This is a genomic window from Streptomyces johnsoniae, from assembly GCF_031845565.1.
In the GTDB taxonomy this organism is placed as follows: Bacteria; Actinomycetota; Actinomycetes; order Streptomycetales; family Streptomycetaceae; genus Streptomyces; species Streptomyces johnsoniae.
This window is the reverse complement of sequence record NZ_JAVREV010000004.1, coordinates 164,440-187,725: the sequence shown is the minus strand read 5'-3', so window position 1 is coordinate 187,725 and position 23,286 is coordinate 164,440. Positions and strand designations below refer to the sequence as shown.

The 23,286-nt window shown below is 74.8% G+C and carries 18 protein-coding genes; 11 read left to right on the top strand and 7 right to left on the bottom strand.

The annotated features are described in order from the left end of the window. Positions 1-51 precede the first annotated feature (51 nt). From RM779_RS09000 to fxsA, 4 genes are all read left to right on the top strand, one after another. A complete protein-coding gene (locus RM779_RS09000) occupies positions 52-1,692 on the top strand; it encodes an amidohydrolase (protein ID WP_311617147.1) in 1,641 nt (546 codons plus the stop codon). A gap of 506 nt (positions 1,693-2,198) precedes the next feature. Then, positions 2,199-3,878 carry an apolipoprotein N-acyltransferase gene (gene lnt / locus RM779_RS08995; protein WP_311617146.1) on the top strand — a complete coding sequence of 560 codons (1,680 nt, stop codon included), beginning with the start codon at positions 2,199-2,201 and terminating at the stop codon, positions 3,876-3,878. Continuing rightward, positions 3,875-4,642, top strand: a complete 768-nt coding sequence (locus tag RM779_RS08990; protein ID WP_311617145.1) for a polyprenol monophosphomannose synthase — start codon at positions 3,875-3,877, stop codon at positions 4,640-4,642. Before lnt ends, RM779_RS08990 begins: the two co-directional genes overlap by 4 nt. 3 nt (positions 4,643-4,645) lie before the next feature. Further along, a complete protein-coding gene (gene fxsA, locus RM779_RS08985; RefSeq protein ID WP_311617144.1) occupies positions 4,646-5,239 on the top strand; it encodes an FxsA family membrane protein in 594 nt (197 codons plus the stop codon). Between the two features lie 103 nt (positions 5,240-5,342). Here fxsA and RM779_RS08980 read toward each other — a convergent pair whose 3' ends face one another. Both RM779_RS08980 and yczE read right to left on the bottom strand, forming a co-directional pair. Continuing rightward, positions 5,343-5,717, bottom strand: a complete 375-nt coding sequence (locus tag RM779_RS08980) for an RNA polymerase-binding protein RbpA (RefSeq protein ID WP_049570522.1) — start codon at positions 5,715-5,717, stop codon at positions 5,343-5,345. A gap of 169 nt (positions 5,718-5,886) precedes the next feature. Then, positions 5,887-6,576 (bottom strand): membrane protein YczE, encoded by a 690-nt coding sequence (yczE, locus tag RM779_RS08975; RefSeq protein WP_311617143.1) that lies wholly within the window; start codon positions 6,574-6,576, stop codon positions 5,887-5,889. A gap of 99 nt (positions 6,577-6,675) precedes the next feature. On the opposite strand from yczE, the gene yczR reads away from it, so the two are divergent. Continuing rightward, positions 6,676-8,175, top strand: coding sequence for a MocR-like transcription factor YczR (yczR, locus tag RM779_RS08970; RefSeq protein ID WP_311617142.1), 1,500 nt, complete (start codon positions 6,676-6,678; stop codon positions 8,173-8,175). A gap of 45 nt (positions 8,176-8,220) precedes the next feature. On the opposite strand, the gene RM779_RS08965 is transcribed toward yczR, so the two are convergent. Beyond that, positions 8,221-9,915, bottom strand: a complete 1,695-nt coding sequence (locus RM779_RS08965) for a bifunctional 3'-5' exonuclease/DNA polymerase (protein WP_311617141.1) — start codon at positions 9,913-9,915, stop codon at positions 8,221-8,223. A 206-nt stretch (positions 9,916-10,121) separates the two neighbouring features. Between RM779_RS08965 and RM779_RS08960 the strand changes: the two genes are divergently transcribed. Beyond that, positions 10,122-10,385, top strand: a complete 264-nt coding sequence (locus RM779_RS08960) for an SHOCT domain-containing protein (protein WP_311617140.1) — start codon at positions 10,122-10,124, stop codon at positions 10,383-10,385. A gap of 16 nt (positions 10,386-10,401) precedes the next feature. Here the strand turns inward: RM779_RS08960 and RM779_RS08955 are convergent, their stop codons facing one another. Then, positions 10,402-10,839 carry an ATP-binding protein gene (locus RM779_RS08955; RefSeq protein WP_311617139.1) on the bottom strand — a complete coding sequence of 146 codons (438 nt, stop codon included), beginning with the start codon at positions 10,837-10,839 and terminating at the stop codon, positions 10,402-10,404. A gap of 142 nt (positions 10,840-10,981) precedes the next feature. Then, positions 10,982-11,827: a DeoR/GlpR family DNA-binding transcription regulator gene (locus RM779_RS08950; RefSeq protein WP_311617138.1), complete on the bottom strand. Its 846-nt coding sequence runs from the start codon at positions 11,825-11,827 to the stop codon at positions 10,982-10,984. A gap of 178 nt (positions 11,828-12,005) precedes the next feature. Here RM779_RS08950 and RM779_RS08945 point away from each other — a divergent pair, with 178 nt between their 5' ends. Next, positions 12,006-14,375, top strand: a complete 2,370-nt coding sequence (locus tag RM779_RS08945) for a hypothetical protein (RefSeq protein ID WP_311617137.1) — start codon at positions 12,006-12,008, stop codon at positions 14,373-14,375. A 4-nt stretch (positions 14,376-14,379) separates the two neighbouring features. Here RM779_RS08945 and RM779_RS08940 read toward each other — a convergent pair whose 3' ends face one another. Next, positions 14,380-16,800 (bottom strand): right-handed parallel beta-helix repeat-containing protein, encoded by a 2,421-nt coding sequence (locus RM779_RS08940; RefSeq protein WP_311617136.1) that lies wholly within the window; start codon positions 16,798-16,800, stop codon positions 14,380-14,382. 378 nt (positions 16,801-17,178) lie between these two features. Between RM779_RS08940 and RM779_RS08935 the strand changes: the two genes are divergently transcribed. Beyond that, positions 17,179-18,591 (top strand): family 2B encapsulin nanocompartment shell protein, encoded by a 1,413-nt coding sequence (locus RM779_RS08935; RefSeq protein WP_311617135.1) that lies wholly within the window; start codon positions 17,179-17,181, stop codon positions 18,589-18,591. Positions 18,592-18,739: 148 nt separating this feature from the next. Further along, positions 18,740-20,116 (top strand): family 2B encapsulin nanocompartment shell protein, encoded by a 1,377-nt coding sequence (locus RM779_RS08930; protein WP_311617134.1) that lies wholly within the window; start codon positions 18,740-18,742, stop codon positions 20,114-20,116. Between the two features lie 207 nt (positions 20,117-20,323). Here the strand turns inward: RM779_RS08930 and RM779_RS08925 are convergent, their stop codons facing one another. Then, positions 20,324-20,866 carry a DUF6643 family protein gene (locus RM779_RS08925; protein WP_311617133.1) on the bottom strand — a complete coding sequence of 181 codons (543 nt, stop codon included), beginning with the start codon at positions 20,864-20,866 and terminating at the stop codon, positions 20,324-20,326. Between the two features lie 237 nt (positions 20,867-21,103). On the opposite strand from RM779_RS08925, the gene RM779_RS08920 reads away from it, so the two are divergent. Both RM779_RS08920 and RM779_RS08915 read left to right on the top strand, forming a co-directional pair. Then, complete coding sequence (locus tag RM779_RS08920; protein WP_311617132.1) at positions 21,104-22,468, top strand: TerD family protein; 1,365 nt, start codon at positions 21,104-21,106, stop codon at positions 22,466-22,468. Beyond that, entirely contained in the window at positions 22,465-23,286 is an 822-nt protein-coding gene (locus RM779_RS08915) for a glutamate racemase (protein WP_311617131.1), read from the top strand. The genes RM779_RS08920 and RM779_RS08915 overlap by 4 nt, the downstream gene beginning before the upstream one ends.

The following is a 23,286-nucleotide window of genomic DNA, read 5'->3' as shown; positions in this document are numbered from 1 at the left end:
CCCGCGGGCCCCGCGGGCCGGCCGGGGGCGGGGGAGCGGAAGACTGGGGGCATGACCGAAAGCACCACCCCCGGCAGCCGGCCGCGCACCGTGCTGCTGCGCCGCGGCGAGGTCCACAGCCCCGCCGACCCGTTCGCCACGGCCATGGCCGTGACCGGCGACCGCGTCGCCTGGGTCGGCTCCGAGGCCGCCGCGGACTCCCTTGCCGCCGCCGCTGACGAGATCGTCGACCTGGACGGCGCACTCGTCACACCCGCGTTCACGGATGCGCATGTGCACACGACCGCCGCCGGGCTCGCCCTCACCGGCCTCGACCTGGCGACGGCCCGTTCCGCCGCCGACGCGCTCGCCCGTGTCCGCGCCCACGCCGCCGCGCAGCCGGGCGACGGGGTGCTCCTCGGACAGGGCTGGGACACCACAAACTGGCCGGAACGCGAGCCCCCCGCGCGGCGCGAGCTGGACGAGGCCGCCGTCGGCCGCCCGCTCTACCTTTCCCGCGTCGACGCCCACTCGGCACTCGCCACCACCGCCCTGCTCGACCTCGTGCCCGGCGTCGACCGGCTCCGCGGCTACCACCCGACCGGACCGCTCACCGCCGACGCCCACCACGCGGTGCGCCGCGCCGCCGACGCCGGTGTCAGCGCCGAGGGGCGGCGGGCCGCCCAGCGCGCCGCGCTGCGCCGGGCCGCCGCGCTCGGCATCGGTGCCGTGCACGAGTGCGCGGGACCTGAGATCTCCAGCGAGGACGACCTCGCCGCCCTGATCGCGCTGGCCGCGCGGGAGCCGGGACCCCGCGTCTTCTGCTACTGGGCCGGTCTCGTCACATCCGCGAAGGACGCCGACCGCATCCGCGAACTCGGCGCCGTCGGGGCCGCGGGCGACCTGTTCGTCGACGGCTCCCTCGGCTCCCACACCGCGCACCTCCACCATCCCTACGCCGACGCCCCGCACACCGGCACCGCCCACCTCACCGCGCACGAGGTCGCCGCCCACGTCACCGCCTGCACCGAGGCCGGTCTCCAGGCCGGTTTCCACGCCATCGGCGACGCCGCGCTGACCGCCGTCACCGAGGGCGTGCGGGCCGCGGCGGAACGGCTCGGCGCCGCCCGGGTGCGGGCGCTGCGGCACCGGGTCGAGCACGCTGAAATGCTGACCGAGGACACCGTCGCCGCCTTCGCCGACCTCGGGCTGACCGCCTCCGTGCAGCCCGCGTTCGATGCCGCGTGGGGCGGCGGGGACGGCATGTACGCCAGGCGCCTCGGCCCCGGCCGGGCCAGGACCCTCAACCCGTTCGCCGCCCTGCTGGGCGCCGGCGTCCCGCTGGCCTTCGGCTCGGACGCCCCCGTCACCCCGCTCGACCCGTGGGGCACGCTGCGCGCGGCGGCGTTCCACCGTACGCCCGGGCACCGCATCTCCGTGCGCGCCGCGTTCACCGCCCATACCCGCGGCGGCTGGCGCGCGCTCGGCCACGACGACGCGGGGGTGCTCGTGCCGGGCGCCCCGGCCGACTACGCGGTGTGGGACACCGGGGAGCTGATCGTCCAGGCGCCCGACGAACGCCTCGCGCGCTGGTCGACCGACCCCGGTTCCGGCACCCAGGGGCTGCCCGACCTCGCCCCCGGCGCCCCGCTGCCCGGGTGCCTGCGCACGGTCGTCGGCGGCCGGACGGTGTACGACCGGCTGAACGAGTGATCTGCTCGCGGGCCATACCGCCGAACGACGTGCGCTGAGCCTGTCGGCCGCCGCCCCACCAGCCGCACTGACCTGCCGGTTTGGCGGAAAGTTCCAGGTCAGACACCTGTTGACAGGCGGCGGTCGGGCAAGGGTAGGTTCGGCCGGGTCCACCACAAGACGTCCGGCCGGCGCTCCTCCGCGCAGCCGTCGAACGCTGCTGGGCCAGTGGGCGGAGTGCCAAGACCCGGCGCTCCGCCGGCGGGAGCCAGGTCCAGCCGCCTGCGGCACGGGGGCGGAAGGTTTCGTCCGGTCGGCTGGTGCGACCCGGGGCGGGGCCCGGACGCTCAGTAGACAACGGCTTTCGGTCGGTCCGCAGCCAGCGGGTCCCGGGTCGGACCGAAGGGCGCCGGGCCCCGATCCGCAGCCCCCGCGTCGCCGCAGTATGCCGCGTTCGAGGTACGGTCGTTCATCATTGCCCGCTCTCCAGAGAGGCCACGACCGTGCCATCGGGCCCTGAGACGACCATGGCAAGCGAGACCGACGCACCGGGACCGGACGGGTCGGCGCGCGACGGCGAGCCGCTGCGGGCCGCCCCCGCCCGCCGTCCCGGCCGCATCCGCAGGTCGGTGGCTGCTGTCCGCCTGCACTGGCGGTCCGAGCTGGTGGCCGTGGCCGCCGGTCTCGCACTGGCCCTCGCGTTCCCGCCCTACGACGTCTGGCCGCTGTCGATCGTCGCCGTGGCCGTCCTGTCCGCGCTCGTCCGCGGCCGGAGCGCGCGGCAGGGCGCCTGGCTCGGGTTCCTGCTCGGCCTGCCGTTCTTCATCGGCCTGCTGAAGTGGCTGCACGTCATCGGCTGGGACACGGTGATCGGCCTGTCCTTCGTCGAGGCGCTGTTCTTCGTGCCGCTGGGGGCCGGGCTCGCCGTCACCTCGCGGCTGCCCGCGTGGCCGCTGTGGGCGGCCTGCCTGTGGGTCGCGCAGGAGTGGGCCAGGGACCGGGTGCCGCTGGGCGGCTTCCCGTGGGGCCGCCTGGCGTTCGCCAACACCGGCACCCCGTTCACGCCGCTGGCCGCCCTGGGGGGCGCCCCGCTGGTCACGTTCGCCGTCGCGCTGAGCGGCGCCCTGCTCGCCTGGGCCGCGCTGCGGCTGCTGCCCCTGCTGCGCACGTGGCGGACCCGGCGCGCCCCCGCGGCCGCGCTGCCCGCGCTGGGCGCGACCGGCCTCGCCGCGGCCGTCGCGGCGGCCGGGTACGCGGTGCCGGTGCCCACGGACGCCGACGACACGGTCTCCGTCGCGGTGGTGCAGGGCAACGTGCAGCAGGCGGGCATGGACTTCCTCGGCCGTCCGATGCTGATTCTCAACAACCACGTCGAGGCCACCCTCGACCTGGCCGACGACATCGACGCCGGCCGGGTGGCGCGCCCGGACCTCGTGCTCTGGCCGGAGAACGCCTCCGACCTCGATCCCTACCGCAGTACGGAGGCGCGCGCCGCGATCGACCGGGCCGTCTCCGCCGTCGGCGTGCCGATCCTGGTGGGGGCGCTGGTCGACCACCCCACCAAGGAGGGCTACGTCGAGAACCAGGGCATCGTGTGGGACCCGGAAACGGGCCCGGGCGACTCGTACACCAAGCAGCACCCCGTGCCGTTCGGCGAGTACGTGCCGTTCCGCGACCAGCTGAGCAAGGTGATCAGCCGCCTGGAGCGGGTGCCGCGCGACTTCCACCCCGGCGAGGAGCCCGGCGTCCTCGACGTCGGCCCGGCGCGGCTGGGCGACGTCATCTGCTTCGAGGTCGCCTACGACGGCATCGTGCGGGACACCGTGAACGCGGGCGCGCGCGCCCTCGTCGTCCAGACCAACAACGCCACCTACGGCAACACCGGCCAGCCCGAGCAGCAGCTCGCCATGTCCAGGCTGCGGGCGGTGGAGCACGGCCGGGCCATCGTCACCGCGGCGACCAGCGGCATCAGCGCCATCGTCGCCCCGGACGGCACCATCGAGCAGCAGACCGAGGAGTTCACCCAGGACGTGCTGACGGCCGAGCTGCCGCTGCGGGACGACAGAACCGTCTCCGACCGGGTGGGCGCCGCCCCCGAGTGGACGCTGGCGGGCCTCGGCCTGCTGATGTGGGCGGGGGCCGCGGTGCGCGAGCGCAGAGGGCGGGGCGGCGAGCCACGGGCGGCATCGAAGGAGGCCGCCGAGTGAGCGACCGCGCCCCGCGCGAGGGAGCCCCGCCGGGTCCGGCCCTGGTGATCATTCCGACGTACAACGAGGCCGACAACCTGGCGCCGCTCATCGCCCGTCTGCGGGCCGCGGTGCCCGACTGCGACATCCTGGTGGCCGACGACAACAGCCCGGACGGCACCGGCAAGATCGCGGACGAGATCGCCGACGCGGACGCGCAGGTGCACGTGCTGCACCGGGCTGGCAAGGAAGGGCTCGGCGCCGCCTACGTCGCGGGCTTCCGCTGGGGCCTCGCCCGCGGCTACGGCGTGCTGATCGAGATGGACGGCGACGGCTCCCACCGCCCCGAGGAGCTGCCGCGACTGCTGACCGCCCTGCGGGACGCCGACCTCGTGCTCGGCTCGCGCTGGGTGCCCGGCGGCCGGATCGTCAACTGGCCGCGGCACCGCCAGCTGATCTCCCGCGGTGGCAGCGCCTACTCCCGGCTGCTGCTCGGGTTGCCGCTGCGTGACATCACCGGCGGCTTCCGCGCGTTCCGGGCGCACGTGCTGGACAGCGACCTGCTCCAGGACGTCGACTCGCAGGGCTACTGCTTTCAGGTGGACCTGCTGAACCGCACCGTCAGGGCCGGGCACCGGGTCGTCGAGGTGCCCATCACCTTCGTGGAGCGCGAGCACGGCGACAGCAAGATGAGCGGGGACATCGTGACCGAGGCGCTGTGGCGGGTCACGGCGTGGGGACTCGCCGCGCGCTTCGGGAAACCGACCGGCTCCAGGCACACTTGAGACATGACGAGCGGCAGTCCTTCCCCTCACCGGTCCGGGCCCCCGCGGCGCCGTGGCCCCCTGGTCCTCCTCCCGCTGCTGATCGCGGCCTGGGCGCTGCTGGAGATCTGGCTGCTGATCCTGGTCGGGGACGCGGCCGGGGGCGTGACGGTCTTCCTGCTGCTCCTCGCCGCCCTCGTGCTCGGCGCGGTCGTGATCAAGCACGCCGGACGGCGGGCCTGGCAGCGGCTGGCCGAGAGTCTCCAGCGTGGCGGCGAGCCACCGGCCGGTGACGAGCGGGCGGCGCGCGGCGGGCACGGGCTGACGATGCTGGGCGGCCTGCTGCTGATGGTGCCGGGGCTCGCCTCCGACGTGCTCGGGCTGCTCTGCGTCTTCCCACCGACGGCGGCCCTGCTGCGCCGTGCCGGGGCGCGGTACGTCACGAGCCGCAGCGGGCCGCTCGGCGCCGCGTTCGAGGAGGCCAGGACGGCCAGGGAGCAGATGCGCATGCGCCGGGGCGACGGCAGGGTCGTCCAGGGCGAGGTGATCCGGGACGACGAGGACGGACCCGGCGAGCCGGGTGAGGGCAGCGGCGAGGTGCGCCCCGGGCAGCCCTGAAACCGCCCGCGCGGTTGGGCGCGGGCGGTGGGAAAGCAGGCAAAGATAAGGGGCCGGGTCACCGTGCGTGACCCGAGCCCTCGTCCTTTAGCCGCCGTGGCGGCTAAGCCGACTTGCGGCTGTCGCGCGGATGCACCGCGATGTTCATGGCGCCGGAGCGCAGGACCGCCAGCCGCTCGGCCAGCACTTCCTCCAGCTCCTCACGCGTACGGCGCTCCATCAGCATGTCCCAATGCGTGCGGGCGGGCTTGCCCTTCTTCTCCTCCGGGCCTTCGCCGTCCACCAGCAGGGCCTGCGCCCCGCAGACCTTGCATTCCCACTCCGGCGGGATCTCGGCTTCCACCGAGAACGGCATCTCGAACCGATGTCCGTTCTGGCATGCGTACTCCACCGCCTGACGCGGCGCGAGGTCGATACCGCGGTCCGTCTCGTAGCTGGTCACCACGAGCCGCGTGCCGCGCAGAGCTCGCTCACTCATGAATCGTGCCTCCCGGGCTGGTCGCCCACAGGACAGGTTTCGCTGTCATCATCAATCAGGTCAACGTCCGGTCGGCGGTGAAGATTCCCGTTGCTGGTCATACGTCGCCCGTCGTACCGCCCCTTCTCGTACCCGCCGGCGTCCGGTTTGTCACATCTGACTTGAGATGTCACCCGGCGTCCGCACAGGATGGCTCGGGGTGACGGTCCATCCGGCGGGGCCAAGGGCGTAGAATACCCCGCCGCCGCCGGACCTCGAAATCCATTCCGGATTCCGGTTTCCGGACTCCGAACATCCGCAGGAACATCTGGGCCAGCGGGCCGATGGCGAGGGCGTAGACCACGGTCCCCACGCCGGCCGTGCCGCCCAGCAGGATTCCGGCCGCGAGCACCACCAGCTCGATCCCCGTGCGGACCAGCCGTACCGACCATCCGGTGACCCGGTGCAGCGCGGTCATCAGGCCGTCGCGCGGGCCTGAGCCGAAGCCGGCGGCGATGTAGAGGCCCGTGGCCAGCCCGTTGAGCACGACCGCGCACAACATGAGCGGCACCTGCGCCGCCAGGGCACCCACCCGGGGGACGAGCGCGAGGGTGGCGTCCATCGACAGCCCGACCAGAGCTACGTTCGACACCGTCCCGAGTCCGGGGCGCTCCCGCAGCGGAATCCACAGCAGCAGGACCAGCGCGCCCGTGATGTTCACCACCAGGCCGATGGACAGGCCGGTGTGCTCCGAGACGCCTTGATGGAGCACGTCCCACGGATCGAGGCCGAGGCCGGCGCGCACCATCAGGGCGATGCTCGCCCCGTACAGCAGGAGACCGCCGTACAGCTGAACGAGGCGGAGCGGCAAGCGGTTCATCGGAAGGGTCCCCCTGGTGGAAGTGGACTGGCCTGTGTCACTGTGTGGCCTGCGTGCCGCGCGAAACGAGAGCCAATGATCGAAAGGTGGCCTGAATCCATGGCTCAGTGGACTTCTACGGTGGGAGCCGCTCATCTGGCCCGTTTGCTCGGCTCCCAGCACGGCGGCGACCGGACCGACCCCGGACGCGCGCCCGCCTACCGCGCACTCGCCGACGGGCTGCGGCTGCTCGTGCTCGAAGGGCGCGTGCCCGTTGCCGCGCGGCTGCCCGCGGAGCGCGAGCTGGCCGGTGCGCTGCGCGTCAGCCGCACCACCGTGGCCTCGGCGTTCGAGGCGCTGCGCGCCGAGGGCTTCCTCCGCTCGCGCCGCGGCTCGGGAAGCTGGACCGCCGTGCCGCCGGGCCGGCCGCTGCCGGGCCGCGGCCTCGATCCGCTGCCGCCCGAGGCGGCCGGCTCGATGCTCGACCTGGGCTGCGCCGCGCCGACGGCCCCCGAGCCCTGGCTGACCCGGGCCTGCCGCGCCGCGCTCGACGCCCTCCCGCCCGCCGCCCGCACCCACGGCGACTTCCCCGCCGGGCTGCCCGCGCTGCGGCAGGCCCTGGCCGACCGCTACACCGCGCTCGGCGTGCCGACGATGCCCGAGCAGATCATGGTCACCACCGGGGCGCTGGGTGCCGTCGGCGCGATCTGCCGGCTGTTCGCCCCGCCGGGGGAGCGCGTCGCCGTCGAACACCCCTCCTACGCGAACGTTCTCCAGCTGATGCGCGAGGCGGGCGCGCGCCTGGTGGCCGTTCCCCTGGGGCCCGGGCCGGCCGGCTGGGACCTGTCGGCCTGGCGCCGGGTGCTGAAGGACTCCTCACCCAGGCTCGCCTACGTGATGGCCGACTTCCACAACCCCACGGGCGCCCTCGCCGACGAGGAGCAGCGCCGCGAGCTGGTCGCGGCGGCCCGCGCCGCGGGCACCCTGCTCCTGGTCGACGAGACGATGGCCGACCTGGCTCTCGACTTCCCGCCGGGGGACCGGCCCCGGCCGGTGGCCGCCTTCGACCACGGCGGGGCCGGGGTCGTCACCGTCGGCTCGGCGAGCAAGACCTTCTGGGCCGGGCTCCGCATCGGCTGGGTCAGGGCCGCCCCCGAGGTGATCCGCAGTCTCGTCGCCGCCCGCGCCTGGGCCGATCTGAGCAGCCCCGTGCTGGAACAGCTCGCGCTGACCTGGCTGATGACCTCGGGTGGCTGGGACGAGGCCGCGGACCAGCGCAGGGCGGAGATCAGGGAGAGCCGCGACGCCGTGGTCCTGGCGCTGCGCGCGCACCTGCCGGACTGGGAGTTCACCGTGCCGTCCGGCGGCCTCACGCTGTGGGTGCGCACCGGCGGCCTGTCCGGCTCGCGGATCGCCGAGGCGGCCGTGCGCCTCGGGGTGCGCGTCCCCTCCGGTCCCCGCTTCGGCCTCGACGGCGCCTTCGAGGGGTACATTCGCGTCCCGTTCACCGTGAGCGGCCCGGTCGCCGACGAGGCGGTGGGACGGCTGGCCGCCGCGGCCCGGTCGGTGGCGGACGGCACCGCCACCGGCGCCGAGGCCCCGCTCGCGCACATCGCCTGACCGCCGGCCCGGCACGCCCGGGAACAACCCTCCGGGTCAACACATCTAGCGGGCGTCCGCGTAGCACTCCACGACCGACGTCGTGAACGGGAATCTGACCGGCGTGCTGCCGAACGTCAGGCGGCCGGCGGACTCCCCGGCCGCGCGCACCGCCTCCGCCACCGTGCCCGCCTCCTCGGTGGGGCAGTGCACGATGACCTCGTCGTGCTGGAAGAACACCAGCTCGGCCCGCAGGTCCCGGAGCATGGCCCGCAGGGCGGCGAGCATCAGCAGCGCCCACTCCGCGGCGCTGCCCTGCACCACGAAATTGCGCGTGAACCGGCCGCGCGCCCGCGCCGACGGGGTGGCGCCGCGGGGCCGCTCCGGCTCCTCCGCCCCCTCCGGCGGACCGGCCGGCTCCGCCGTGCCGGGCGGCGGGCAGGTGCGGCCGAGCCAGGTCCGCACCAGCCGGCCCTCCTCGCCCGCCCGCGCCGCCTCGTCCACATAGGCGACCGCCGTGGGGAACCTTCGCCGCAGGTCCGCCAGATGCCGCAGCCCGTCGCCCGACGTCTGCCCGTACACGGCCCCGAGCAGCGCCAGCTTGGCCGCCGCCCGGTCGCCCGGGAAACCGCGCCGCGACAGCGCCGTGTAGAGATCGCCCGTGCCCCCGGAGACGGCCATCAGGCCGGGATCGCGCGAGATCGCAGCGAGCACCCGCGGCTCCAGCTGGTCGGCGTCGGCCACGACCAGGCACCAGCCCGGATCGGCCACCACCGCCCGCCGCACCGCGCGGGGGATCTGGAGCGCCCCGCCGCCGTGCGTGGTCCAGCGCCCCGAGGCGGCGCCGCCCGGCACGTACTCCGTGCGGAACCGGCCGTCCCGCACCCAGGAACGCAGCCACGACCAGCCGTGCGCCGTGTGGATGCGGTAGAGCCGCTTGTACTCCAGCAGTGGGGCGACGGCGGGGTGGTCGATCTCCCGCAGCTCCCAGGCCCTGGTCGAGGTGAGCCTGATCCCGGCGCGCGAGAACGCCCGGATGATGTCGGCCGGCAGGTCGGGCCGTACCCGCACGCCGTCCCCGAAGGCCACCGACACCCGCTCGGCCAGCTCGGCGAGCCGCCGGGGCGGCGCCCCGCCCGGATAGCGCTCCCCGAGCAGCTCCGTCAGCAGCTCCCGGTGCACGTCGGCCCGCCACGGGAGACCGGACCGGCCCATCTCGGCCGCGACCAGCGTGCCCGCCGACTCCGCGGCCAGCAGCAGCCGCATCCGCTCCGGGCGCACCGTCCCCGCCGCCCGCGCGAGCTGGCCGGCGTACACCCGCAGCAGGGCCTGGAGCGGGTCCGCGTCCAGCGGCAGCGGCACCGGCTCCGCGGCGAACAGCGAAGGCTGCGCGGAATCCGCCGGGCCCTGCGGCGGGTCGTCCGGCACCGGCAGGCCGCTGAGCCGGGCGAAGGCCGCGCTCAGCGAGCGCGGCAGCCCGTACGCGCCCTCGTGCCCGAGCAGGAGCGCCTCGGCCGCCTCCACGTCGTAGCAGCGCTCCACCCGCAACCCGGCGGCGAGCAGCCGCGGATACAGGGAGGCCGTGGAACGCCACACCCACCGCGCGACGCCGGGCCTCGCGCGCACCGCCTCGGCGGGGCCCGCGGACCGCTCGGGCGGGCCGGCGGGCCGCCCCTCCTCGTCCAGCGGGCACACCACGACCGAGCTGTCGGCGTACTCCGCCATCGCCCATCTGCCGCCCACCGGCCGCTTTTCGCTCATGTGGTCGATTCTGGCAGCCGCCACTGACAGCGCCCGGCCGCGCGGCACGGACCTACTCCCGGGGGAGCAGCGCGGGAGCCGCTGCCCGTACGACGACGCGGGGCCGTGCGGGCGCAAGGCTCGGGGGTGAAGAGAAACGCGTCCCGCGGACGTCCCGCGCACGGCGGGCGGCCGTCGGCAGCCCTCCGGAGAAGGAGCGACACACCATGGAGATCCTGGCGCACGCCTATCGCGACGACGGCCCCGGGCCGTGGCTTCTGCTTATTCCGCTGCTGTGGGCGGCGATCGCGGCCCTCGCCTTCTGGCTGCTGCGCCGCACCGTGTGGCGCGGCGGGCGGGGGCCGGGACACGAAACGCCGGCCGGTCTGCTGGGCCGGCGCTTCGCCGCCGGGGAGATCGAGGCGGAGGAGTACCGGGCGCGGCTCGCCGTGCTCGGCGAGGGCCGGCTGTCCGGCCGGCGGCGGACCTGACGCGGTCGGTCCCGGCTCAGGCGTGCGCGGCCCAGGGGTGGCGGACCGCGTGCGCCTCCGGCGGCGTCGGCGGGTGCGGGACCGGCAGGGTGAACCAGACGGTGCGGCCCCGTTCGTCCTGGTGGGCCCGCAGCCCGCCGCTGTCCGGCACGGCGGCCACGGACGGTGCGTGGTGGGCGCGGGGCCCGTGGTCCCGCACCGAGACGGCCACGCGGTCCCACAGCAGGCGCAGTTCGACGGTGCAGGGCGGCTCGGCGCCGGCGCCCGCGTGCCTGCGGGCGTCGGCGAGCAGGCGGACGACGCCCGCGGCGGCTCCGTCGCCGAGCTGCGGCAGCCGCCACTCGTGCAGCTGCGCCGCGACCGTGCGGCACGCCTGGTCGGCGCGGGAGGGCAGCGCGGCGAACTCCACCGCGCGGGTAGGGGCGGGGGACGGGGCGGCGGAAAGTCTGATCACGGTGCGGGCTCACTGCTCCTGTGCGCGGGCGCGGTCGGCGCGGTTCGGCGTACATCGACGGGGGCGTCGGGATCGACGGGAAGCTCCGGACGGGAAAGTGTCCGGATTATTCCAGTTTTTCCGTCGAGGCTGCCGCCTCGCATCACGGCGTGGGCCGTTCCGGTGTGTCCGGCTCTCCGGCGATCAGCAGTTCCGCGAGGTGCTCGCCGATCTCCTCCCGGTCCGGCGCCGCCAGTCCGGCGTCCGTCACCAGCGTGTCCACCTCGTCCAGCGAGGCGAACGAACTCAAACCCGTCGTACCCCACTTGGTGTGGTCCGCCACGACCACCACGCGCCGCGCCGAGCGGATGAAGTGCCGGTTGGTCTCGGCCTCCGCCAGATTCGGCGTGGAGAGCCCCGCCTCCACCGAGATGCCGTGGACCCCGAGGAAGAGCACGTCGAAGTGCAGGGAGGCAATGGCCGCGTCCGCCACCGGGCCCACCAGCGAGTCCGACGGGGTGCGCACCCCGCCCGTCAGCACCACCGTCGCCGATTGCGGCGCCGAGGAGCCGCCCTCGGCCGCCTGCCCCGCGTGGTGGAACACGTCCGCCACCCGGACCGAGTTCGTCACCACGGTCAGCTCCGGCACCTCAAGCAGCTGGTGCGCCACCGCGTACGTCGTCGTGCCGCCGGAGAGCGCCACCGCGCTCCCTGGAGTCGCCAGCGCCGCGGCGGCCCGTGCGATGTCACTCTTGGCCGACAGCTCCAGGGACGACTTCGCCTCGAAGCCGGGCTCGTGCGTGCGCCGCTCCGCCACCGGAACGGCGCCCCCGTGCACCTTCTCCAGCGAGCCCTGGCGCGCCAGCACGTCCAGATCCCGCCGCACCGTCATGTCCGACACCTGGAGCATGCGCGTCAACTCGCTGACCCTGATGCCCCCGCGCCGCCGCACCTCGTCCAGGATGAGCGCCCGCCGCTGCCCGGCCAGCAGGTTCTGGTTGTCGCTCACGCCGTCTCCTCTTGGTGTCGCGGGCCGCCCGGAACCCCGTCCGGGGGTTGCGCACGGGCCAAACGTCCCCATGCTGCCGACGTCATCCTTGCATGCCAAACATCCCCCTCACGAGGGCGGTTCGGCACGGCCCCGCGCGGAGAAGAGCTGAACAGGGCAGCGACGGAGGGGGACCACGATGACCACGGACGGCACGGCACCGCCCGCGGGCCGGGACGGCACGGCGGCGGTGCGCCCGGTCCCGGAGCCGCTCGCGGGGACGCCGCCGGAGCCCGCCGTCGAGCTGATGGTGCACGGCGTCGGCGGCACCACCCCGGAAAAGATGCTGGAGGACGCGCGTACCACCCGGGTCACAGGCGACGCCACGGCCAGCGTCTACCGGCGCACCGAGGACCTCGCCGACCGGCCGTGCGGGGACACCGGGCCCGTGCGCGAGGCGTACATATGGTGCAACCTCACCTCGGGGAACGGGGCGCGCGCCCTGTGGCTGCTGCTCCTGCCGTTCACCATCGTCAATCTCGCGCACTGGATGCGGCCCGCCGCCCCGGGGCCGCGGCGCACCGACCGGCTCTACGACACCCTGGTGCGGCTGACCGCGCTGTCGCTCACCGTACTGCTGGCCGCCGGGGCCTGTGCCGTGTCCCTGGACCTCCTGGCCTGGCAGTGCGCCGCCTCGGCCGCCTGCGCCGAGGGCACCTCCTGGATCGAGCCCTTCGGACCCGGCCACGGCTGGTGGGCCCAGCCCGGCCGCCGGCTCGCGCTGGCCGCGGTCGTGCCCCTGGCGCTGATTGCCCTGCTGTGGTGGCTGTCCCACCGGACCTGGAGCGCTTACGAGTCGGCGTCCCCGCCCGTCAGGCCGCGCCCCGACGGCGGAGACCACGCGCGCCTGAGCCTGCCCGGCTTCTGGTACGGCCGCGCCCTCGTCGCCCGGCTGCGCGCCACCCACGTCACGGCCGCCCTGCTCACGGTGGCCGCGGCCCTGCTGACCGCCACCGGCCCCTACGACCGCGGCGGGCAGGGCAGTACCCCGCTCGCGGTCTGCGGCTGGCTGCTGCTCGCCGCGACCGTGGCGGGCGGCTGCGTCGTCGCGGTCCAGCAGGCCAGGCACGGGCGCACGGAGGAGGAGCCGGACGACCGGCCCGAGCCCTCGGTGACCCGCACCCTGCCCCGGGCGGCGATGCTGCTGCTGCTCCTCGTCGTCGTCCACACCGGCTGGAGCCGCCCCGACTGGGCGGCCACCGGCCGCCACCCGGCCGGCTCCGTCGTCTTCCCCGTCCTGACCCTCGTGCAGGGCGCGCTGGTCGTGGCCGTCGCCCTCGCCGCGCACCGCCTGCACCGGCAGGCGCGCAGCGCGGACCGCGGCGCGCTCGGGGGGCTCGGCGGCGCCTGCGTCGCGATGCTGGCGTGCGGCCTCGGCGGGGTGCTCACCGGCGGTGTCGCGCAGCGCCTCGCCGACTGGCTCGACCCCTCCGCGGCGCCGGGGGAGCCGGGCGCGGCCATCGCCGGGCCGCCGGTGCTGCTCAGCTGGGAGGCGTCGGTCATCCCGCTTCTGCTCGTCGTGGTGCTCGGCCTGGCCGTGGCCGCGCTGCTGCACGCGCGCCGGAGCAAGAAGCGGCTCGCCGCGAGCGTGCGCGACCAGTACCCGGACGAGAGCTGCGAGCCGCTCCGGGAGCGCAGCGACCGCATCGCGTCCGCCGTCGCCCGCGCCTCGCTGACCGACCACGCGCCGGTGCTCGTCGGCTGGATCAGCGGCGCCTGCCTGGTGTTCGGGCTCACCGCCGTCGCCGGCTCGCTGACCGGCGACTCGCCCTCGCGGGCCGCGGCGGACTCGCCCGCCGTGCTGTCCTTCACCGCCGACGCCTGCCAGGCCCTCGGCTCCTGGCTGATGGGGATAGGAGTCGTCCTGCTGCTGGCCATGGGCCGCCGCGCCTACCGTGACACGGCTTCCCGCAGGACCATCGGCATCCTCTGGGACATCGGAACGTTCTGGCCGCGCGCCGCCCATCCGTTCGCGCCGCCCTGCTATGCCGAGCGCGCGGTGCCCGACCTGTCGTGGCGCATGGGCACCTGGGTCGACTCCACCGGCGGCCGGCTGATCATCTCCGGGCACTCCCAGGGCAGCGTGCTGGCCGCCGCGGCCGTGTGGCAGCTGGACGCGGCGACTCGCAGCCGGATCGCGCTGCTGACCCACGGCTCGCCGCTGGCCCGGCTCTACGGCCCGTGGTTCCCGGCGTTCTTCGGCCCCCAGGCCCTGGACGCGCTGCACCGCGACATGCCGCGCTGGCGGAACCTGTGGCGGGCCACCGACCCGATCGGCGGTCCCGCGGGGGGCGGCGATCCGCCGGTGGACCGCGGGCCGCTGCCCGACCCGATGCACTACGGCCGGAATCTGCAACGCCCCCTGCCCGAGCCGATCCTCGGGCACGGCGACTACGAGGAGGACCCGGCCTTCGCGCAGGAGCGCGCCGAGTTGTTCCGCGCGCTGGGCCACGCGCCCCTGGCCGTGCCGGCCCAGCAGGGCCAGGCGGCCGAGCAGCGGGGCCCGTGAGGTCTCAGCGCGGCGCCGGCAGGTCCTCTGGGTGGAGCAGCGTCAGCTCCTCGGTGCTCGGCTCCGCGAGCCGGGCCACGCGCCCCGCGTGCCGTTCGACCATCGCCTCGAACGTTTGACGGGCCGCCCTTCCGTTGCCGAACGAGGGGCCGCGGTCCAGCACCGTGAAGTACTTCAGCAGTGCCTCCCTGGTGCCGTCGGCGAGGTCGTACTCCTGCTCCCGCGCCTGCTGGTCGACGATGCTCAGCAGCTCCTCGGGGGAATAGTCGCCGAAGGCGATGGTGCGGGAGAAGCGCGAGGCGACCCCGGGGTTGACCGCGAGGAAGCGTTCCATCTCGCCGGTGTATCCGGCGACGATGACCACGACGGCCTCGCGGTGGTCCTCCATGAGCTTCACCAGCGTGTCGATGGCCTCCCGGCCGAAGTCCCGGCCCGCGTCCTCGGGCGAGAGCGCGTACGCCTCGTCGATGAACAGCACGCCGCCCCTGGCCCGTTCGAACGCCTCCTGGGTGCGGATCGCGGTGGAGCCGATGTGCTCGCCGACCAGGTCGACGCGGGACACCTCGATCAGGTGGCCCTTCTCCAGCACGTCGAGCGAGGCCAGGATCTCGCCGTACAACCGGGCCACCGTGGTCTTCCCCGTGCCAGGGGAGCCGGTGAACACCAGATGGCGGCGGACCGAGGCCGCCTTCAGACCGGCCTGTTTGCGGCGCCGGCCCACCTCGATCATGTCGATCAGTGCCCGCACTTCGAGCTTCACCGTGTCCAGGCCCACCAGGGCCTCCAGCTCCGCCAGCACCTCGTCGGCCGCGCGCCCGGCCGTCGCGTCGGGCACCCGCGGCGGGGGCGGTGCCGCGCCGCCCTGCGGTGCGGTCTCCTGCCGCGCATGCCCGGCCACCGGCTGCGCCGCCCGCGGCGTCTCCTTCTCCTTCAGCCTGACATCGGCCCCCGGCGCCGAGGTTTCGTCGCTCTGGCACTCGGTGAGGACGGGGCTGTCCTCCGCGAAGACGTAGCCGCCGCGGGTGCAGCGTTCGGTGCGGCAGTGGCGCAGCGCGGTGCGGCAGCCGTCGATGATGTGGAATCCGTAGCCGCCCGAGCCGGTGATCCGGCAGCGCGAGAACGTGCCCCGCCCGCCGGCCGAGACGTACACGCCCGCCTCGGCCGGGCCGCTGACGGTGCAGTCCGACACCTCGGGGTCGGCCTCCTTGGTCACGATGACCCCCGTTCTGGCGCGGTCGATCGTGCAGCCCGTGACCGTTCCGCCGCTGCCCGGGTCGCGGAACCACGCGCCGGTGCCGACGCCTTGTATCCGGCAGGCGTCGAGGCGGGCCGTCGCGCCGTCGCTGACCGAGACCGCGGAGCCGCGGACCTCCTCGATCCGGCTGTCCACCACGTCCGCGCGCGATCCGGCGTCCAGCACGAACAGCGCGTCCGGCACGTGGTGCACCCGGCAGGACTCCAGCACGGCCGTCGCGCCGTCGCTCACCCAGACCGCCGGGTAGTCACCGGTGGACTCCCGGATCTCGCAGTCGTGCGCGTCGGCGTGCGTGCCCGGGTCCCATACGGACATCCCGTTGCGCCCGAAGCCGCTCACGGTCGTCCGCACCAGGGTCAGCACCGAACGCGACCGCAGGTCGAGGGCGTTCTCCGGGATGTCGGACACCTGGCTGTCGGTGAGGGTCAGTACGGCGTCGGAGTCGAGCGAGATCCCGTCGCCCGTCGGCGAGCTCACCCGGCAGTCGGTGAGGTGCGCCGTGGCGCGGTCGGCGAGCTGGACGCCGGTGCCGCGCACGTCCTGGACGGCGCAGTTCACCGCGTCGACGGCGCTGCCCTCGCCGCTGACGGACAGACCGGCGCCGCCGGAACGGCGGACGCGGCAGCCATCGAGCCTGAGATGGGCCGGGCCGCGGACGGTGATGCCCGGCTGTCCCGACTCCGCGACCTCGCACTCCTCGAACAGCCCGCCGGCGCCGTCGGTCACGCTGATCCCCGTGCCGGTGGGGTTGCTGACGCTGCACCGGCGCACGGTCGGCCGCGCGCCGCCGCGCACCTCTATGCCGGACGCCGAGGCGGTGTGCACCGTGAGGCCGCTCAACTCCGGTGTGCTGTTCTCGATCAGCACGGCGGGCGCGGCCGTGTCCTGTCCCTCGATGCGCAGTTCCTGCACGGTCGCGGAGCCGCGCACGGTCAGCGGCACGCCGTCCGGCGGCGCGATGCGCGCCGGGCCGTCCTTGGCCTCGCCGGGGCCGCGCACGGTGACCGACTGCTCGATCACCAGGTTCTCGCGGTAGGTGCCGGGACCGAGCACCAGCACGTCGCCGTCGGCCGCGGCGGCCAGGGCTTCGGTGACCGTGGCGTACACGGCGGTCCTGCGCCGCCAGCGTGCTGTTCCGGTGTGCGTCACCTGGACCGAGCCCTTAGTCATGGAACCGATGTGCCCCAACCTCGTGCGATGACGGAAGCGCGTTATCACGCGTACTTGGCCGCTCCACCGTAGCGCGCCGCAGACCGATCGAATGACTGGATCGATGTCGGCGCACGCGCGCCGTTGGCTCACTCCCGCGCGCCGGTCGTGCGCCCGAGCGCCCCCCAAGCCTATGCGGTGACGCACCGTGTTGATCAATGCACCGTGCGTGCGTTCTTGCAGGAACGTGTCGCCGCGATACCCACAATTCGGCGCGGGAACCGAGGAGTTGCCCCCACTTTCGAGTGATTGCCCCCCATCTGGACAGCCCTTAGCTTCGTTCGCGGGATCTCCCCCGAATGGCCCCGAAGTACGACCGCAGATAGGCGGGTGTTTTGCATGTCCACCTCTACCGAGCCGACCATGGGAAATGAGTCGGCCCATCCCAGGCTCAGCCTGGACACCGCCGCCGCACGCAATCTGGCGACCACCACCAAGACGCCGCCGCAGATGCAGGGGATCACCTCCCGCTGGCTGCTCAAGGTGCTGCCCTGGGTGCAGGTCTCCGGCGGTACGTTCCGGGTGAACCGCAGGCTGACCCACACCGTCGGGAACGGGCGGGTGGAGTTCGAGTCGACCGGCGCCGAGGTGCGGGTCATCCCCGCCGAGCTGGGCGAACTGCCCGCGCTGGCCGGCTTCGAGGACGACGGCACCCTCCGGGAGCTGGCAGCGGCCTGTGTCCAGCGGGACTTCGCGCCCGGCGAGGTCGTCGTCGAGCCCGGTGCCGCCGCGGACGCGGTGGTGCTGATCGCGCACGGCAAGCTCGCCAGGCGCGGCGCCGGCGCGTATGACACGGAGACCCAGCTCGGGGTGCTCGCCGACGGGGACTTCCACGGCGCGGCCGCGCTGACCGACGAGGACCCGGGCACCAGGGGTGAGGGCCTGACCGCCCTCACCAGCGGCACCGTCCTCACGCTCAGCAGGGCCGCCTTTCAGGAGATCGCCTCCCGCTCCCCGGCACTCACCGGCCACCTCGCCGCGTTCCGGGCCGCGGTCCCGGGACAGCGCAACGCGCACGGCGAGTCCGCGATCGAGCTGGCGTCGGGGCACGTGGGGGAGCCGGTGCTGCCGGGCACGTTCGTGGACTACGAGGCGGCGCCGCGGGAGTACGAGCTGAGCGTGGCGCAGACCGTGCTGCGGGTGCACAGCCGCGTCGCGGATCTGTACAACGAGCCGATGAACCAGGTCGAGGAGCAACTGCGACTCACCATCGAAGCGTTGCGGGAACGGCAGGAGCACGAGCTGGTCAACAGCCGGGAGTTCGGCCTGTTGCACAACGCCGACCTGCGGCAGCGCGTCCACACCCGCGGCGGCCCGCCCACGCCCGACGACCTCGACGAACTGCTGGCCACCGTCTGGAAGGACCCCAGCGTCATCCTGGCCCACCCCAAGGCGATCGCCGCCTTCGGCCGCGAGTGCAGCGCCCGCGGCCTCTACCCGGGCAGCGTGGACCTGGAGGGGCACGCGGTGCCCGCCTGGCGCGGCGTTCCCCTGCTGCCCTGCGACAAGCTGCCGGTGAGCGCGGCCGGCACCAGCTCCATCCTCGCGCTGCGCACCGGCGAAAAGGCCCAGGGCGTGGTCGGGCTGCACCGCACCGGAATCCCCGACGAATATCAGCCCAGTCTTTCCGTGCGGTTCATGGGCATCAACGAGCAGGCCGTCATTTCCTACCTCGTCAGCGCCTACTATTCCGTGGCCGTGCTGGTGCCCGACGCGCTCGGAATCCTCGAGGACGTCGAAATCGGGCACTGAATACCCGAGAGGCGGGCGCAGCGGCCGGCCGGGACGGGACGGCGGGCACGCGGCCGGCCACCCCGGCCGGTGCCTGCGCCACGGCCGCCGCCCGCCCTTATCCCGCACGCAGGCTCACCGCTACGGAAGGCCCCTTGTGAATCCGCCCGTGAACTCCCCGGCGAACCCGACCCGCACCAGCCTCGACACCCGGGCCGCGGCCAAGCTGGCCAGCACCCTCAAGACGCCGCCGCAGATGCAGGCCATCTCCCCGCGGTGGCTGACGAAGGTGCTGCCCTGGGTGCAGGTGTCCGGCGGCACGTTCCGGGTGAACCGCCGGCTCGCCCACACCCTCGGCAACGGCCGCGTCGAGTTCGTCGCCACCGGCACGGACGTGCGGGTCGTGCCCGCGGAGCTGACCGAGCTGCCCGCGCTCCACGGCTTCGACGACCCCGGCGCGCTCGACGCCCTGGCGGCCGCCTGCGTCCAACGGGAGTACGCCGCGGGCGAGGTCATCGCCGAGGCCGGGCGGCCCGTCGAGGGCGTCCTGCTGATCGCCCACGGCAAGGTCCGCAGGTCGGCGCCCGGCGCCTACGACGGCGAAACGACCCTCGGCGTCCTGGCCGGCGGTGATTTCGCCGGCGACGAGGCCCTGGCCGGAACGCCCGGCGCCTGGCCCCACACCCTGACGGCCCTGACCCGCTGCACCGTTCTCGCGCTCCCGCTCTCCGGCGTGCAGGCCGTCGCCGGGCGTTCCGGCGGCCTGCGGGCCCACCTCGACGCGGTCGCCGCCCGGCCCGCCCCCCGCCGCAACAAGCGCGGCGAGGCGGACGTCGAGCTGGCGTCGGGGCACGTGGGGGAGCCGGTGCTGCCGGGCACGTTCGTGGACTACGAGGCGGCGCCGCGGGAGTACGAGCTGAGCGTGGCGCAGACCGTGCTGCGGGTGCACAGCCGCGTCGCGGACCTCTACAGCGAGCCCATGGACCAGGTGGAGCAGCAACTGCGGCTGACCGTTCAGGCGTTGCGGGAGCGGCAGGAGCACGAGCTGGTGAACAACCGGGAGTTCGGCCTGCTGCACAATGCCGACCTGCGGCAGCGCGTCCACCCCCGCGGCGGCCCGCCCACGCCCGCCGACCTCGACGACCTGCTCGCGCGCCGCCGCAAGACCCAGTACCTGCTGGCGCACCCGCGCACCATCGCCGCCATCGGCCGCGAGTGCAGCGCCCGCGGCGTGTACCCCGGCCAGGCCGAGGTCGACGGCGTCCGCGTGCAGGCGTGGCGCGGCGTTCCCCTGCTGCCCTGCGACAAGATCCCCGTGACCGCGGCCCACACCAGCTCGGTGCTCGCGCTGCGCACCGGCCAGGAGAACCAGGGCGTGGTCGGCCTGCACCAGACCGGCATCCCCGAGGAGTACGAGCCCAGCCTGAACGTCCGCTTCATGGGCGTCAGCGAGCAGGCCGTGGTCTCGTACCTCGTCAGCCTCTACTTCTCCGCGGCCGTCCTCGTCCCGGACGCCCTCGGCATTCTGGAGGACGTCGAAATCTGACGGCCGCGACCTCTCCGCGGTGCGCCGGTCACGCCGGCGCGGATCGCCACCCCCCGGGCCGTGCCCCTCCCCGCCCCGCCCGGGTGGTCCCCGGTGGCGCGGTGCCTGTGCACCGCGCCACCGGGCCCGTGCGTGCGCGCGCCGTGGCGGCGCGGCGGGGCTCCCCGTTCGCCGGGGCGCGGGCCCGTGAGGGCTCGGCGTCGTGTGCTAGTGACCGGTCCCCTGTTCCGACCAGTACCCGGGCGACGGGTACTGGTGCTGGGCCTGCTGCTGTCCCTGCGCCGGGTACTGCCCCGGGTACGCGCCGGGCTGCATCGGCCGCGGGGCGCCAGGGCGCGGCGCCGCGGGCCGCATCTGCTGCGGCGCCGGGGCCTGCGGCGCGTGCGAGGCGGAGTACGGCCGGGGCGCGGCGGCCTGCTGCGGGAAGTAGGGGGCGGGGGCCTGCGGCCCGCCGGGGCCCGGCAGCCCGCGGGCGGGCGTCGACTGGTATCCGGGGTAGCCGCCCGGCTGCTGGTGGGGGTGCGGCTGGGCCTGCTGGTGCGAGGGGGCCGCGGGCAGCGCCGGAAGCGCGGAAGGGAGCGCCGGCTGTGCGGGGCCGGGCTGGTAGCCCAGGGACGACTCGTAGGCGGCCGGGACCCGGATCGGCGCGATCTGCGGGGTTCCCCGCTCGGCCACCAGCCTGTCGTAGATGGGGGTGTCAGGGAACGACGGCGAAGAGTAGGCACCGCCGTAGGGGCGCGGGGAGGTCATGCTCCATAAGTTAAGCCCACCATGTGGTCGTTGGGGAGACCGATTAGAGGGTCTTTTCGCGTGGTTGAGCTGACTCCGGGTGGCCAATTGGAAGGAATTCCGGAAAAAACGTCGATGCCCCGTCTCATGATGTTGTATCAGGGGTCCCGCACGCGGGCTCGCCGCCGGGGGATGGCATAGTGGGCCGTACCCGCAGACCAGGTGGCGTGACGACCGCCGCCCGACGGAGGAACCCACATGCTCAAAGGTGCGAACGTTCCGGTGGCCGCGAGGTCGGTCCGCGTCGAGATCGGCTGGAACGCCGGTGGCGGAGTGCCCGACGTGGACGCCTCGGCCCTGCTGCTCGCGGGTGGCAAGGTCCGTTCCGACGCCGATTTCGTCTTCTACAACGAGCCGCGGCACACCTCGGGCGCCGTGCGCCACGAGGGCAAGCAGCCGCAGGGCGGCACCGTGACCGACCGCCTCGCCGTCGACCTGGCGGCGGTCGAGCCCGCCATCGAGAAGGTCGCGCTGGTCGCCTCGGCGGACGGCGGCACCTTCGGCCAGGTGCCGGGGCTGCACATCCGTGTCCTCGACGCCGACAGCGGTGCCGAGGTGGCCCGCTTCGACAGCCAGGACGCCGGCAGCGAGACCGCGTTCGTGCTGGGCGAGCTGTACCGGCGCCAGGGTGCCTGGAAGTTCCGGGCCGTCGGCCAGGGCTACGATTCGGGGCTCGCCGGGCTCGCCACCGACTTCGGTATCAGCGTCGACGACGAGCCGCCCGCCGCGGCGCCCGCCCCGCCGCCGCCCCCGCCGGCCGGTGCGGCCGCCCCACTGCCGCCCCCGGCCGCGCCCGCCCCCGCGGCGCCCCCGCCGCCGCCCGCTCCCGCGGCGCCCGTGCCGCCGGCGGTCCCCGCCCCGCCGCCGCCTCCGCCTCCGGCTCCGGCTCCGGCGGCGCCCGCCCCGGGCGGCAGCCCGATCCGGCTGAGCAAGATCACGCTCACCAAGGAGTCGCCGGCGATCTCCCTGGCCAAGCAGGGCGCCACCTCCGGCCGGATGCACGTCAACCTCAACTGGGAGCAGCGCACGCCCCAGAAGCAGGCGGGCGGCGGGTGGCGCGACCGCCTGAGCAGGGCCATGTCGGGCGGTCTCGACCTGGACCTGGGCGCACTGTTCGAGCTGGCCGACGGGCGCAAGGGCGTCGTCCAGGCGCTGGGCAACGCGTTCGGCTCGCTGAGCCAGCCGCCCTACATCCACCTGGACGGCGACGACAGGACCGGCGCCGTCGCCAGGGGCGAGAACCTGACGGTCAACCTGGACCATGCCCGCGAGCTGAAGCGCGTCGTCATCTTCGTGACGATCTACTCCGGCGCGACCAGCTTCCAGAACATCAACGCCACGGTCACCCTCACCCCTGAGCAGGGCGCCCCCATCGAGTTCCACCTCGACGAGTGCACCGTGGCCTCCCCGGTGTGCGCCCTCGCGCTGCTGACCAACGAACGCGGTGACCTCGTCGTGCACCGCGAGGCCCGCTACCTCATCCCCGACCGCGGCGTCAGCCCGCAGCGGACCGTGGACGCCGCCTACGGCTTCGGCATGCAGTGGACGCCGGGGCGGAAGTGAGGATCGCGCTCGTCGATTCGGGCGTCGGGCTGCTGCCGGCCGCCGCCGCGCTGCGGCGCGTGCGGCCGGACGCCGGCCTGGTGCTCTCCTGCGACCCCGACGGCATGCCGTGGGGGCCGCGCAGCCCCGAAGAGATCACGGCCCGCGCGCTGCGCTGCGCGCGGGCCGCCGCGGCGGAACGGCCGGACGCCGTCGTCGTCGCCTGCAACACCGCGACCGTGCACGCGCTGCCCGCGCTGCGCGCCGCGCTCGAACCTGCCGTTCCCGTGATCGGCACCGTGCCGGCCGTCAAGCCGGCCGCCGCGTCGGGCAGCCCGTTCGCCATCTGGGCCACCCCCGCCACCACGGGGAGCGCCTACCAGCGGCGGCTGATCGGCGAGTTCGCCCCGGACGGCCGCGTCGCCGAGGTGCCCTGCCACGGCCTCGCGGACGCCGTCGAACGGGCCGACGAGGCCGCCATCGCCGCGGCCGTCAAGGCCGCCGCCGAGCTGACCCCGCCCGAGACCACGGCGATCGTGCTCGGCTGCACCCACTACGAGCTGGTCGCCGCACGCATCCGCGCCCATCTGCTGTCGGTGACGGGGATCGCGGTCGCGCTGTTCGGCTCCGCCGAGGCCGTCGCCGTCCAGGTGCTGCGCCGCACCGGCCGCGCCGCCGCGCCGGACACCGCCGACCGCGGCGGCCTCACCGTCTTCGCGAGTGGCCGCCCGGCGGCGCTGCCCCCGGCCGCCCTCGCCTACGCGGAGGGCCGCTTCCTCGCACCCCCCGCCCGCCGGACAGCCGCGCCTGCCGCGGGCAGCCGTGGGGGAACGGCCTAG